We start from the raw sequence: 12,876 nt of genomic DNA, 5'->3' as shown, positions 1-12,876 counted from the left end.
CGGGCCCGCGTGCGGCAGAATGACCTTGCCCAGAGGCCAGCGAGCGACGGAAACGGCGATATGACGACAGCAGCGGTGGAGCGCGACGGCGGCACGATCGGCGCGAGCCGCGCCTTCGCCTGGATGCTGGTGATCACGGGCGCGGCCGGGGTGCTCGCCGCCTGGGTCATCACGATCGACAAGTTCAAGCTGCTCGAGGACCCGAACTTCACCCCGGGGTGCAGCCTCAACCCGATCGTCTCCTGCGGCAACATCATGAAGAGCGAGCAGGCGTCGGTCTTCGGCTTCCCCAACCCCCTGCTGGGCCTGGTCACCTACGCCATGGTCGTCGCGATCGGCCTCGCCCTCCTGGCCGGCGCCCGCTACCGCCGCTGGTACTGGCTGGGCCTGAACGCCGGCACCCTGTTCGGCGTCGGGTTCTGCACCTGGCTGATGTACCAGTCGCTGTACGAGATCAACAGCCTCTGCCTGTGGTGCTGCCTCGCCTGGGTCGCCACCATCGTCATGTTCTGGTACGTGACCTCGCACAACGTCCGCCACGGCGTCATCCCGGCCCCGGGCGCCCTGCGGACCTTCTTCGACGAGTTCACCTGGGTCCTGCCCGTCCTGCACATCGGGATCATCGGCATGCTGATCCTGACCCGCTGGTGGGACTTCTGGACCGGCTGAGACCGGCGGGCGGCGACCGTCCCGGCGGCGTTGTCGGTGGCGTGACCTAGGCTTCATGACGTGGAGCCCGACCTCTTTACCGCAGCCGCCGAAGAACGCCAGGAGAAGGACCCGTCCAGCAGCCCCCTGGCCGTCCGGATGCGTCCGCGCGTCCTCGACGAGGTCCTCGGCCAGCAGCATCTGCTGAAGCCGGGGTCCCCGCTGCGCCGGCTCGTGGGCGAGGGCGGAGGAGGCCCCGCGGGCGCCTCCTCGGTCATCCTCTGGGGCCCTCCCGGCATCGGCAAGACCACCCTCGCGTACGTCGTCTCCAAGGCGACCAACAAGCGCTTCGTGGAGCTGTCCGCCATCACCGCGGGCGTCAAGGAGGTCCGGGCGGTCATCGAGGGGGCCCGCCGCGCGGCCGGGGGCTACGGCAAGGAGACGGTGCTCTTCCTCGACGAGATCCACCGCTTCTCCAAGGCCCAGCAGGACTCTCTGCTCCCCGCCGTGGAGAACCGCTGGGTGACGCTGATCGCGGCGACGACGGAGAACCCGTACTTCTCGATCATCTCCCCCCTGCTCTCCCGCTCGCTGCTCCTCACCCTCGAATCGCTCACCGACGACGACCTTCGCGCTCTGCTGCGCCGGGCCCTGACCGAGGACCGGGGACTCGGCGGCGCGGTCACGCTGCCCGAGGACGCCGAGGCGCACCTGCTGCGGATCGCCGGAGGCGACGCACGCCGGGCGCTGACGGCCCTGGAGGCGGCGGCCGGCGCGGCCCTCGCCAAGGGCGAGCCGGAGATCACCCTTCAGACGGTCGAGGAGACCGTCGACCGCGCCGCGGTGACGTACGACCGGGACGGCGACCAGCACTACGACGTGGCGAGCGCGCTGATCAAGTCGATCCGGGGCTCCGACGTGGACGCGGCCCTGCACTATCTGGCGCGCATGATCGAGGCCGGGGAGGACCCCCGGTTCATCGCGCGGCGCCTGATGATCTCGGCCAGCGAGGACATCGGGCTCGCCGATCCGACCGCCCTTCCGACGGCCGTGGCGGCCGCCCAGGCCGTCGCCATGATCGGTTTCCCCGAGGCCGCGCTGACCCTGTCGCACGCCACGATCGCCCTCGCCCTGGCCCCGAAGTCGAACGCCGCGACCCTCGCGATCTCCGCGGCCCAGGCGGACGTGCGCAACGGCCTGGCGGGAGCGGTCCCCGCCCATCTGCGCGACGGCCACTACAAGGGCGCGGCCAAGCTGGGCCACGCCCAGGGATACGTCTATCCGCACGACGTCCCCGGCGGGATCGCGGCCCAGCAGTACGCCCCGGACGCGGTACACGGCAAGCGCTACTACGAACCGACGAGGTACGGCGCCGAGGCGCGGTACGCGGACGTGGTGGAGAAGGTGCGCGAGCGGCTGCGCGGCGACGGCTGACGTCCCGCCCCGGGCGCGTGCACGGGGCCCCGGCCGACCCGGTACACTCGTGCGGAGTGCTGCGTCCCGTGTCCGGCTTCGGCCGGCGCCACCAGAACGGGACAGGCAGCCGGAGGCCCGCCTCTCGCGAGCCTCCAGGAGTGTCGCGCACCTTCGAAGGTGTCGCGGGCAACCCATCACCTCCCCGGATTCCCGGGACCAGGCGATGGGCCGTTCGTGTGCTGCACGTAGTGCCCAGACCAGGGAGCGGCTGCCCGGTCGGTCCTCACGGACCGCGCGGGTTTCCCCGGCTGCGGATGCGACCTCCTCTAACCCTGGTGAAGCCGTATTCGTACAGATAGAGAGGTTGGTTCATGCCGAACCAGTCCCGTCCCAAGGTCAAGAAGTCGCGTGCCCTCGGCATCGCGCTGACCCCCAAGGCCGTCAAGTACTTCGAGGCCCGCCCCTACCCGCCGGGCGAGCACGGCCGTGGCCGCAAGCAGAACTCGGACTACAAGGTCCGTCTGCTCGAGAAGCAGCGTCTGCGCGCCCAGTACGACATCAGCGAGCGCCAGATGGCGCGCGCCTACGACCGTGCCAAGAAGGCCGAGGGCAAGACGGGCGAGGCGCTGGTCGTCGAGCTCGAGCGTCGCCTCGACGCCCTGGTCCTGCGTTCGGGCATCGCCCGCACCATCTACCAGGCCCGCCAGATGGTCGTGCACGGTCACATCCAGGTCAACGGCACCAAGGTCGACAAGCCGTCGTTCCGCGTCCGTCCCGACGACGTCGTGATGGTCCGCGAGCGCTCCCGTGAGAAGCCCCTGTTCCAGGTGGCCCGCGAGGGTGGCTTCGCCGCCGACGGTGAGACCCCGCGCTACCTGCAGGTCAACCTGAAGGCCCTGGCCTTCCGCCTCGACCGTGACCCGAACCGCAAGGAAATCCCGGTCATCTGCGACGAGCAGCTGGTCGTCGAGTACTACGCCCGCTGATCCAGCGGTCGTCGTACCGCGCACTCCGCGGTTCTCAGCCCGCCGCTTCCCCGCCCTTCCGGGTGGGGGAGTCGGCGGGCTTCCGCATTCCCGGAAGGCTCCGGCGCTGTGGACGGGCGGACTTTCCCGCGGTGGCCGGCCCCGAGCCCCGATGCCGGCGCTCGGCGAGGGCCCGCGCCACCGTCGCCTCGAGCGACAGCTCCCGGCCCTCCCGCACGGACGCCCCGTAGCGCTCCGCGCCCAGCAGTTCGCCGGCCTGCCGCTCGCACAGCGCCCGCGGCCCGCCGAACGCTCCCGACCCGAACAGCCGCAGTCCCACCGAGTCCCACACCGGCAGGGTCGCCCCCTGCAGCACTGCCGCCTCCTCGGGATCGCCCTCGCTCGCCGTCACCAGTGCCAGCAGTTCGAGGGCGAGGACCAGCCCCACCAGGTCGTGGAAGGCGTGGTTGATGGTGACGCACTCGGCGAGCAGCTCCCGCGCCTCGCCGTGGGCCCCCCGGGTCCAGGCCGCGTACGCCAGCACATAGAGCGCGTACGCCCGGGTCCAGCGCTCCCCGCGCTCCTCGCAGATCTCCCTGACCTCGGTGCACAACGCGACCCCGCCCTCCAGATCCCCCTGGAAGACCCGGGCCATCGCCAGCTCGACCTGTGCCATCAGCACACTGCTGTTCAGCTCGCCCAGCGTCCGGTACGCCTCCAGAGCCCGGCCGATCAGTTCCTCGGCACGGACCATGTCGTCCGAGAGGAGCGCCAGACAGCCCATCCGGTGGGTGGCGTACGCCTCCGCCAGCGCGTCGCCCGTACGCCGGGCCCGCTCACCGCACTCGTGCAGCGCCGCCACCGCCGCCGTGCTGTCACCTTGCAGGATCGCCACGTATCCGAGCACCCACAGCGCCTTCAGCCCGGCGCCGGGCGGCTCGGAGCGCTCCGGGCCGAGCGCGAGCGCCCGGTCCAGCCAGTGCCGGCCCTCCGACAGGCGTCCGCACCCGACCCAGCAGAACCAGAGGGTTCCCGCCAGGTGCCGGGCCAGATGCGCCTCGCCCGGCAGCTCCAGGCACAGTTCGAGGGCCGCCCGCAGATTGGGCAGCGCAGCCTCCGTGCAGGCTGCCACCTCGGCCTGCCGCGGACTGAACCACTCCAGCTCGCACCAGGTGGCGAGCCCCATGTACCAGTCGCGATGCCGTCGCCGCATGCGCTCGGTGTCGTCGAGGGCCGCCAGCCACTCCGCCCCGTACGCGGCGACCGTGTCCAGCATCCGGTAGCGCGGGCCCGCAGGGCCGTCCTCCCGGGTGAGCAGCGACTGGGCGAGGAGACCGCCCAGTGCGTCCATGACCCGTTCCGGGGCGAGTTCGGGCCCGCCGCAGACGTACTCCACCGCCTCCAGGTCGAAGGGCCCGGCGAAGACCGACAGCCGTGCCCACAGCAGCCGCTCCTCGGGGGTGCACAGTTCGTGGCTCCAGCCGATCGCCGTGCGCAGTGTCCGGTGGCGCGGCAGTGAGCCGCGCGTCCCGTCCGTGAGCAGGCGGAAACGGTCGTCGAGCCGGTGCAGCACCTGCTCCACCGTGAGCAGCGGGAGCCTGGCGGCCGCCAGCTCCAGGGCCAGCGGAATCCCGTCGAGCCGTCGGCACAGCCGCCGCACGGCGGAGGCGTCGTCCGGCCCGACCCGGCCCGGCCCCGCGCCGGCCGAGGCCGCGGCCCGCTCCTCGAACAGCGCCACCGCGTCGACGTCGTCCATCGGCGCCAGGGTGAGGACAGCCTCCCCGTCGACCCGCAGCGGACGGCGGCCCGCCGCGAGGACGGTGAGGCCGGGACAGCGCAGCAGCAACTCCCTCACCAGCTGGGCGCATTCCTCGACGAGGTGCTCGAAACCGTCGAGGACCAGAAGCAGCCGGCGGTCCGCCAGATGCTCGATCAGGACCTCGCGCGGCGCGCGGAGGGTGTGGTCGGTCAGGCCCAGCGCCTCGACGAGGGAGTGGGCCACCAGGTCCGGGTCGCGCAGCGCCGCGAGCTCGGCGAGCCACACCCCGTCGGCGTAGCGTTTCTGCACGCGCGACGCGGTCCGCAGAGCCAGCCTGGTCTTGCCGACGCCCCCCACACCGACGACGCAGACCAGTCGGAACTCCTGCAGGAGCCGGGCCAGTTCGTCCCGCTCGTCGGTCCGTCCGACGAACCGGTTCAACTCCGCCGGGAGATTGCTCCTTCGCATGGGACACGGAGCGTACCCATCCGGGCGCACTCCGTACAATCGGATCGACCCGATCCGCGCCCGGGGGCCGGGAATCCGGTACGGGGAAAGACCGCGGGCGCGATAGGGTCGGAGAACGACTTTTCGCAAGGGCCCAACGACAGCAGAGAGCGGTGCGGAGTGACCGGTGGAGAGGTTGCCGGGATTCTGGTGGCCGTGTTCTGGGCGATCCTCGTCTCCTTCCTCGCCGTGGTGCTGGTGAGACTGGCGCAGACGCTCAAGGCCACCACCAAGCTCGTGGCGGACGTGACCGAACAGGCCGTCCCGCTGCTCGCCGACGCCTCGGCGACCGTCCGGTCGGCGCAGACGCAGCTCGACCGGGTCGACGCGATCGCCTCGGACGTCCAGGAGGTCACCTCCAACGCCTCGGCGCTCTCCACGACCGTCGCCTCCACCTTCGGCGGCCCGCTGGTCAAGGTCGCGGCCTTCGGCTACGGCGTGCGCAGGGCACTGGGCCGCGGCCGGGACGACGCGCCCCCGGCGCCGGAGGGCCGCTCGCGCCGCACCGTGATCGTCGGCCGCACCGTGCCGTCCGCGAGGCGCCGGAAGCAGAAAGGCTGAGCCGCGATGTTCCGCCGTACGTTCTGGTTCACCGCCGGCGCCGCAGCCGGCGTGTGGGCCACCACCAAGGTCAACCGGAAGCTCAAGCAGCTCACCCCCGAGAGTCTCGCCGCGCAGGCCGCGAACAAGGCGATCGAGACCGGGCACCGGCTCAAGGACTTCGCCCTCGACGTCAGGGCGGGCATGGTCCAGCGGGAGGCCGAGCTGGGCGAGGCGCTCGGCATCGAGGCGCCGGCGGACCACGAACTCCCCGGGCCGCGCCGCAGGGCCGCGCTCGATCCCACCGCGCCGTCGGCGCGCCCGAGCACGCACACGTATCCCCACCCCACGATCCCGTACAACCGGAATGAGGACCACTGATGGAGTCGGCTGAAATCCGCCGCCGCTGGCTGAGCTTCTTCGAGGAGCGCGGGCACACCGTCGTCCCTTCGGCGTCGCTCATCGCGGACGACCCGACTCTGCTGCTCGTCCCCGCCGGCATGGTGCCCTTCAAGCCCTACTTCCTGGGCGAGGTCAAGCCGCCGTTCACGCGCGCCTCCAGCGTGCAGAAGTGCGTGCGGACGCCGGACATCGAAGAGGTCGGCAAGACCACCCGCCACGGCACGTTCTTCCAGATGTGCGGCAACTTCTCCTTCGGCGACTACTTCAAGGAAGGCGCCATCAAGCTGGCCTGGGAGCTGCTGACCACCTCGGTGGAGCACGGCGGCTACGGCCTCGACCCGGAGAAGCTCTGGATCACCGTCTACCAGGAGGACGACGAGGCCGAGCAGATCTGGCGCGACGTCGTCGGCGTCCCGGCCGAGCGCATCCAGCGCCTCGGCAAGAAGGACAACTACTGGTCGATGGGCGTCCCCGGCCCCTGCGGCCCGTGTTCCGAGATCAACTACGACCGCGGTCCGGACTTCGGTGTCGAGGGCGGCCCGGCCGTCAACGACGAGCGGTACGTGGAGATCTGGAACCTGGTCTTCATGCAGTACGAGCGCGGCGAGGGCACCTCCAAGGAGGACTTCGAGATCCTCGGCGACCTTCCCTCGAAGAACATCGACACCGGCCTCGGTCTCGAGCGCCTGGCGATGATCCTCCAGGGCGTGCAGAACATGTACGAGACCGACACCCTCAAGGTCGTCATCGACAAGGCCACACAGCTCACCGGCGTCGCCTACGGCAAGACCCACGACAGCGACGTCTCGCTGCGCGTGGTGGCCGACCACATGCGGACGTCCGTGATGCTGATCGGTGACGGCGTCACCCCGGGCAACGAGGGCCGCGGCTACGTCCTGCGCCGCATCATGCGCCGCGCCGTCCGCAACATGCGTCTGCTGGGCGCGACCGGACCGGTCGTGCGTGACCTCGTCGACGTCGTGATCGACACGATGGGCGAGCAGTACCCGGAGCTGGTCACCGACCGCAAGCGCATCGAGACCGTCGCCCTCGCCGAGGAGGCCGCGTTCCTCAAGGCTCTCAAGGGCGGCACCAACATCCTCGACACCGCCGTCACCGAGACGAAGGCCGCCGGCGGCACCGTCCTCGCCGGCGACAAGGCGTTCCTGCTCCACGACACCTGGGGCTTCCCGATCGACCTGACCCTGGAGATGGCCGCCGAGCAGGGCCTCTCCGTGGACGAGGCCGGGTTCCGCCGCCTGATGCAGGAGCAGCGCGAGCGCGCCAAGGCCGACGCCAAGGCCAAGAAGACCGGTCACGCCGACGTCACCGCCTACCGCGAGATCGCCGACACCAACGGCACCACCGAGTTCACCGGCTACACCAACACCGAGGGCGAGACCACGGTCGTCGGTCTGCTGGTCAACGGAGTGCCGTCGCCCGCCGCCACGGAGGGCGACGACGTCGAGGTCGTCCTCGACCGCACGCCGTTCTACGCCGAGGGCGGCGGCCAGCTCGCCGACCAGGGCCGCATCCGGCTGCACAGCGGTGCCGTCATCGAGGTCCGCGACGTCCAGCAGCCGGTCCCGGGCGTCTCCGTGCACAAGGGCTCGGTGCAGGTCGGCGAGGTGACGGTCGGATCCACGGCCTACGCCACCATCGACATCCGGCGCCGCCGGGCCATCGCCCGCGCCCACAGCGCCACCCACCTCACGCACCAGGCGCTGCGCGACGCCCTCGGTCCGACGGCCGCCCAGGCCGGTTCGGAGAACTCCCCGGGCCGCTTCCGCTTCGACTTCGGCTCGCCGAACGCCGTACCCGGCACCGTCCTGACGGACGTCGAGCAGAAGATCAACGAGGTCCTCGCCCGGGAACTCGACGTCCACGCCGAGGTCATGTCCATCGACGAGGCCAAGCGGCAGGGTGCCATCGCCGAGTTCGGGGAGAAGTACGGCGAGCGGGTCCGCGTGGTGACCATCGGCGACTTCTCCAAGGAGCTCTGCGGCGGTACGCACGTCCACAACACCGCCCAGCTGGGTCTGGTGAAGCTGCTCGGCGAGTCGTCGATCGGCAGCGGCGTGCGCCGTGTCGAGGCCCTCGTCGGCGTCGACGCGTACAACTTCCTGGCCAAGGAGCACACGGTCGTCGCCCAGCTGCAGGAGCTGGTCAAGGGCCGCTCGGAGGAGCTGCCGGAGAAGATCTCCGCCATGCTCGGCAAGCTGAAGGACGCCGAGAAGGAGATCGAGAAGTTCCGCGCGGAGAAGGTCCTGCAGGCCGCCGCCGGTCTCGTCTCCGGTGCCAAGGACGTCCGGGGCGTCGCCCTGGTCACCGGGCAGGTCCCCGACGGAACCTCCGCCGACGACCTGCGCCGGCTGGTGCTCGACGTCCGCGGCCGCATCCCCGGCGACCGCCCGGCGGTCGTGGCCCTGTTCACCACGGCCAACGGACGCCCGCTGACGGTCATCGCCACCAACGAGGCGGCCCGCGAGCGCGGCCTCAAGGCCGGCGAGCTGGTCCGTACGGCCGCCAAGACCCTCGGTGGCGGCGGCGGCGGCAAGCCGGACGTCGCCCAGGGCGGCGGCCAGAACCCGCAGGCCATCGGCGACGCCATCGACGCCGTCGAGCGCATGGTCGGGGAAACCGCCTGATGCGACGCGGCCGTCGTCTCGCGATCGACGTCGGGGACGCCCGGATCGGGGTCGCCTCGTGCGACCCCGACGGGGTCCTCGCCACGCCGGTGGAGACCGTGCCGGGACGTGACGTCCCGGCCGCCCACCGGCGGCTGCGCCTCATCGTCGAGGAGTACGAACCCATCGAGATCGTGGTCGGCCTGCCTCGCTCCCTCTCCGGGGGCGAGGGGCCGGCCGCTGCCAAGGTCCGCCGCTTCGCCCAGGAGCTGGCGCGGGGGATCGCTCCCGTGCCGGTGCGCCTGGTCGACGAGCGGATGACCACCGTGAGCGCGACGCAGGGGCTGCGGGCCTCGGGTGTGAACGCGAAGAAGGGGCGGTCCGTCATCGATCAGGCCGCCGCTGTGATCATCCTTCAGAACGCTCTCGAGTCCGAACGGGTATCAGGTAATCCGCCCGGCGAGGGCGTCGAAGTGGTCATCTGATCGCGATACGGTAACGTTCCGCGCGATGCGGCGGTGTTCGAACAGCTGCCGCACTACGAGGGGCGGACCGTCCGGGCGCCTCGCGGCTGTTTTGGGGATCGATGACTGAGTATGGCCGGAGCCCCGGCTCCGAACCGTGGCACCCCACGGACCCGCTGTACGGGGACCAGGGGTGGGAAGGCCAGCAGCAGTACCCGCAGCAGGCGCAGTACGGCCACCAGGACGCTTACGGGCAGGGCCAGGGTGTCCAGGGCGGAGGCCAGGACGGCCGGTACTACGACCCCCAGTACCAGCAGCCGTACCAGCAGGAGCAGCCGCAGCATCCCCAGGCGCCCCAGCAGTACGACGATCGGCAGTACGTCGATCAGACCTACGGCGGTCAGTCGCAGGGGTACGACACGCCCGGGTATCCCGCACAGCAGTACGACACGAACTGGGAGACCGGTCAGGCGGCCATGCCGTACGGCGGCACTCCCGCCGACCCGTACGGCGGTCAGGACCCCGACCTCTACCGCACCCCCGAGGCGTACCCGCCGCCGCAGCCCCCGAGCCGGCGGCAGGGTCCCCCGGAGCCGGTCACGGACTGGGACGCGGAGGCCCAGGAGGAGGAGAAGCACCCCTTCTTCACCGGTGACGACGACCCCGAGGACGACGAGGAGGCGGCCGGCGGCCGCCCCTCCCGAGGCGGTCGCGACCGGCGCGGCAAGGGCGGAAAGAGCGACAAGGGCCGCAAGGGCAGGAACGGCGTCGCCTGCCTGGTCGTCGCCCTCGTCCTCGCGGGCGGTGTCGGCGGTGTCGGCTACTTCGGCTACCAGTTCTGGCAGGGCCAGTTCGGCGCCGCACCCGACTACGCCGGCACGGGCAGCGGCTCGGTCCAGATCGAGATCCCCCGGGGCTCCGGCGGCTACGACATCGGCAACATCCTCAAGAAGGCCGGTGTCGTCAAGAGCGTCGACGCCTTCGTCTCGGCGCAGCAGAAGAACCCCAAGGGTCTGTCGATCCAGGCCGGCGTCTACACGCTGAAGAAGGAGATGTCGGCGGAGAGCGCCGTCTCCCTGCTGCTCAGTCCGGCGAGCCAGGCGAACTTCGTCATCCCCGAGGGCAGGCGCAACACCTGGGTCTACGACCAGATCGACAAGCGCCTCGACCTCGCGGCCGGCACGACCAAGGACATCGCCAAGGCCAAGGCGGACGACCTCGGACTGCCCGACTGGGCGAAGAACCACAAGGACGTCAAGGACCCGCTGGAAGGCTTCCTCTTCCCCGCGAGCTACCCGGTCGCCAAGGGCAACAAGCCCGAGGACGTCCTGCGCAAGATGGTGGCCCGCGCCAACCAGGAGTACGGGAAGCTCGACCTGGAAACCAAGTCCAGGGCGCTCGGGCTCAAGGGCCCGTGGGAACTCGTCACGGTCGCGAGCCTGGTCCAGGCCGAGGGCAAGACGCACGACGACTTCACCAAGATGGCGGAGGTCATCTACAACCGGCTCAGCCCGGAGAACAAGGAGACCTACCAGCTCCTCCAGTTCGACTCGTCGTACAACTACCTGATGGGCCAGAGCAAGATCAAGATCGGCCGCGACGAGATCAACAGCAACCCGGACCCGTACAACACGTACAAGCAGAAGGGTCTGACGCCCGGGCCCATCGGCAACCCGGGAGCCGAGGCGCTGGTGGCCGCCCTGAATCCGACGAAGGACGGCTGGATGTACTTCGTCGCGACCGACGGCATGAGCAAGACCGAGTTCGCCAAGACGCTCGCCGAGCACGACCGGCTCGTCGAGAAGTTCAACGCCTCCGGGAGTGACTGATGTCCGCGACGCGACGGGCGGCCGTCCTCGGCTCGCCGATCGCCCACTCGCTCTCTCCGGTGCTCCACCGGGCGGCGTACGCCGCGCTGGGGCTCGGCGACTGGTCGTACGACCGCTTCGAGGTGGACGAGGCCGGGCTCCCCGGCTTCGTCGCCGGCCTGGACGCGTCGTGGGCGGGTCTGTCGCTGACCATGCCGCTGAAGCGGGCGATCATCCCGCTGCTCGACGGGATCAGTGACACGGCGGCCTCGGTCGAGGCCGTGAACACCGTCGTCCTCACCGAGGACGGCCGCCGCGTCGGCGACAACACCGACATCCCCGGCATGATCGCGGCCCTGCGGGAGCGGGGCGTCGAGAAGGTCGAGTCCGCGGCGGTCCTCGGTGCGGGCGCCACCGCCTCCTCGGCCCTGGCCGCCCTGGCCGGGATCTGCGGCGGTCCGGTCACGGCATACGTCCGCAGCGAGGCGCGCGCGGACGAGATGCGCGGCTGGGGCGAGCGGCTCGGCGTCGACGTCCGCACCGCGGCCTGGGACGACGCCGCCCAGGCGTTCTCCGCGCCGCTGGTCGTCGCGACCACCCCGGCCGGCACCACCGACGCCCTGGCCGCGGCCGTCCCCGCCGGGGCCGGCACGCTCTTCGACGTCTTGTACGACCCGTGGCCGACCGCCCTCGCCGCGGCCTGGTCGGAGCGGGGCGGCAAGGTGGTCGGCGGCCTCGACCTCCTGGTCCACCAGGCCGTCCTCCAGGTCGAGCAGATGACGGGCGTCCCGTCGGCGCCCCTTGCCGCGATGCGGGCCGCGGGTGAACAGGCGCTCGCCGCCCGGTAGATTCCGGGCCGGTCCGTCCGGCCGCACGGCGCCGTCCCGCCGTCGGGGGTGGCGGGAAAGCGTCTTCGCCGATGAGACGGGCGTCCGATAGCTGGACCGGAGGCCGGTGAGGCCGTCGGGACGTGAAAGGATCGGGTACGGCGGGCCAGGCCGCGCACCCGGTCGCGCCGTCGCAGTGCCAGGCGCGAGTATGAGGAGCATCGTTGAGCAGGTTGCGTTGGCTGACCGCTGGGGAATCCCACGGACCCGCGCTGGTCGCGACGTTGGAGGGCCTTCCCGCCGGCGTCCCGGTCACCACGGAGCTGGTGGCGGACCACCTCGCGCGGCGGCGCCTCGGCTATGGGCGCGGCGCCCGGATGAAGTTCGAGCGGGACGAGATCACCTTTCTCGGCGGGGTCCGCCACGGGCTCTCCCTCGGCTCCCCGGTCGCGGTGATGGTGGGGAACACCGAGTGGCCGAAGTGGGAGAAGGTGATGTCGGCCGACCCGGTCGATCCGGCGGAGCTGAAGGAGACGGGCCGGAACGCGCCGCTGACCCGGCCGCGGCCCGGTCACGCGGACCTGGCCGGCATGCAGAAGTACGGCTTCGACGAGGCCCGGCCGATCCTGGAGCGGGCCAGCGCCCGGGAGACCGCGGCCCGTGTCGCCCTCGGCGCCGTCGCCCGCTCCTTCCTCAAGGAGACCGCGGGCATCGAGATCGTCTCGCACGTGGTGGAGCTGGCCGGGGCGAAGGCTCCGTACGGTGTCTACCCGGAGCCGGGGGATGTCGGGAGGCTGGACGCCGATCCGGTGCGCTGTCTGGACGCGGACGCGTCGAAGGCGATGGTCGCGGAGATCGACCAGGCACACAAGGACGGCGACACCCTCGGCGGGGTCGTCGAGGTTTTGGCGTA

11 protein-coding genes are annotated in these 12,876 nt (G+C 71.3%); 10 read left to right on the top strand and 1 reads right to left on the bottom strand.

Annotation, left to right across the window (positions count from 1 at the left end; all coding sequences use genetic code 11):
* Positions 1 to 60: 60 nt before the first annotated feature.
* The 3 genes from AB0K65_RS27860 to rpsD all read left to right on the top strand — a co-directional run bounded on the left by AB0K65_RS27860 (position 61) and on the right by rpsD (position 3,050).
* Entirely contained in the window at positions 61 to 669 is a 609-nt protein-coding gene (locus AB0K65_RS27860) for a vitamin K epoxide reductase family protein (RefSeq protein WP_365721220.1), read from the top strand.
* Positions 670 to 729: 60 nt separating this feature from the next.
* Positions 730 to 2,082 carry a replication-associated recombination protein A gene (locus tag AB0K65_RS27855; RefSeq protein WP_365721218.1) on the top strand — a complete coding sequence of 451 codons (1,353 nt, stop codon included), beginning with the start codon at positions 730 to 732 and terminating at the stop codon, positions 2,080 to 2,082.
* A gap of 353 nt (positions 2,083 to 2,435) precedes the next feature.
* Positions 2,436 to 3,050 (top strand): 30S ribosomal protein S4, encoded by a 615-nt coding sequence (rpsD, locus tag AB0K65_RS27850; protein WP_365721216.1) that lies wholly within the window; start codon positions 2,436 to 2,438, stop codon positions 3,048 to 3,050.
* A 34-nt stretch (positions 3,051 to 3,084) separates the two neighbouring features.
* On the opposite strand, the gene AB0K65_RS27845 is transcribed toward rpsD, so the two are convergent.
* A complete protein-coding gene (locus tag AB0K65_RS27845; RefSeq protein WP_365721214.1) occupies positions 3,085 to 5,256 on the bottom strand; it encodes an AAA family ATPase in 2,172 nt (723 codons plus the stop codon).
* 159 nt (positions 5,257 to 5,415) lie between these two features.
* On the opposite strand from AB0K65_RS27845, the gene AB0K65_RS27840 reads away from it, so the two are divergent.
* The 7 genes from AB0K65_RS27840 to aroC all read left to right on the top strand — a co-directional run.
* On the top strand, positions 5,416 to 5,856 hold the full coding sequence (locus AB0K65_RS27840) for a DUF948 domain-containing protein (protein ID WP_365721212.1): 441 nt from the start codon (positions 5,416 to 5,418) through the stop codon (positions 5,854 to 5,856).
* Positions 5,857 to 5,862: 6 nt separating this feature from the next.
* Complete coding sequence (locus AB0K65_RS27835) at positions 5,863 to 6,216, top strand: DUF6167 family protein (protein ID WP_365721210.1); 354 nt, start codon at positions 5,863 to 5,865, stop codon at positions 6,214 to 6,216.
* Positions 6,216 to 8,885: an alanine--tRNA ligase gene (gene alaS / locus AB0K65_RS27830; RefSeq protein ID WP_365721208.1), complete on the top strand. Its 2,670-nt coding sequence runs from the start codon at positions 6,216 to 6,218 to the stop codon at positions 8,883 to 8,885. The genes AB0K65_RS27835 and alaS overlap by 1 nt, the downstream gene beginning before the upstream one ends.
* Entirely contained in the window at positions 8,885 to 9,349 is a 465-nt protein-coding gene (gene ruvX / locus AB0K65_RS27825) for a Holliday junction resolvase RuvX (RefSeq protein ID WP_365721206.1), read from the top strand. The genes alaS and ruvX overlap by 1 nt, the downstream gene beginning before the upstream one ends.
* A gap of 101 nt (positions 9,350 to 9,450) precedes the next feature.
* Positions 9,451 to 11,157: an endolytic transglycosylase MltG gene (gene mltG, locus AB0K65_RS27820; protein ID WP_365721204.1), complete on the top strand. Its 1,707-nt coding sequence runs from the start codon at positions 9,451 to 9,453 to the stop codon at positions 11,155 to 11,157.
* Positions 11,157 to 11,984, top strand: a complete 828-nt coding sequence (locus tag AB0K65_RS27815) for a shikimate dehydrogenase (RefSeq protein WP_365721202.1) — start codon at positions 11,157 to 11,159, stop codon at positions 11,982 to 11,984. Before mltG ends, AB0K65_RS27815 begins: the two co-directional genes overlap by 1 nt.
* Before the next feature lie 203 nt (positions 11,985 to 12,187).
* Positions 12,188 to 12,876, top strand: a 689-nt coding sequence (aroC, locus tag AB0K65_RS27810) for a chorismate synthase (RefSeq protein WP_365721200.1), incomplete at its 3' end; no start/stop codon positions are given.

The sequence above is a fragment of the Streptomyces sp. NPDC053755 genome, from assembly GCF_040677675.1.
Lineage (GTDB): Bacteria > Actinomycetota > Actinomycetes > Streptomycetales > Streptomycetaceae > Streptomyces.
The sequence above is the reverse complement of the archived record's forward strand: the minus strand, read 5'-3'. Positions and strand labels throughout refer to the sequence as shown.

What these genes read in the sequence shown, in the direction of transcription:
- AB0K65_RS27845 (WP_365721214.1), bottom strand. Translation starts at nt 5,256, where the DNA reads ATGCGAAGGAGCAATCTCCCGGCGGAGTTGAACCGGTTCGTCGGACGG.
- AB0K65_RS27835 (WP_365721210.1), top strand. Translation starts at nt 5,863, where the DNA reads ATGTTCCGCCGTACGTTCTGGTTCACCGCCGGCGCCGCAGCCGGCGTG.
- AB0K65_RS27860 (WP_365721220.1), top strand. Translation starts at nt 61, where the DNA reads ATGACGACAGCAGCGGTGGAGCGCGACGGCGGCACGATCGGCGCGAGC.
- alaS (WP_365721208.1), top strand. Translation starts at nt 6,216, where the DNA reads ATGGAGTCGGCTGAAATCCGCCGCCGCTGGCTGAGCTTCTTCGAGGAG.
- AB0K65_RS27815 (WP_365721202.1), top strand. Translation starts at nt 11,157, where the DNA reads ATGTCCGCGACGCGACGGGCGGCCGTCCTCGGCTCGCCGATCGCCCAC.
- rpsD (WP_365721216.1), top strand. Translation starts at nt 2,436, where the DNA reads ATGCCGAACCAGTCCCGTCCCAAGGTCAAGAAGTCGCGTGCCCTCGGC.
- ruvX (WP_365721206.1), top strand. Translation starts at nt 8,885, where the DNA reads ATGCGACGCGGCCGTCGTCTCGCGATCGACGTCGGGGACGCCCGGATC.
- mltG (WP_365721204.1), top strand. Translation starts at nt 9,451, where the DNA reads ATGACTGAGTATGGCCGGAGCCCCGGCTCCGAACCGTGGCACCCCACG.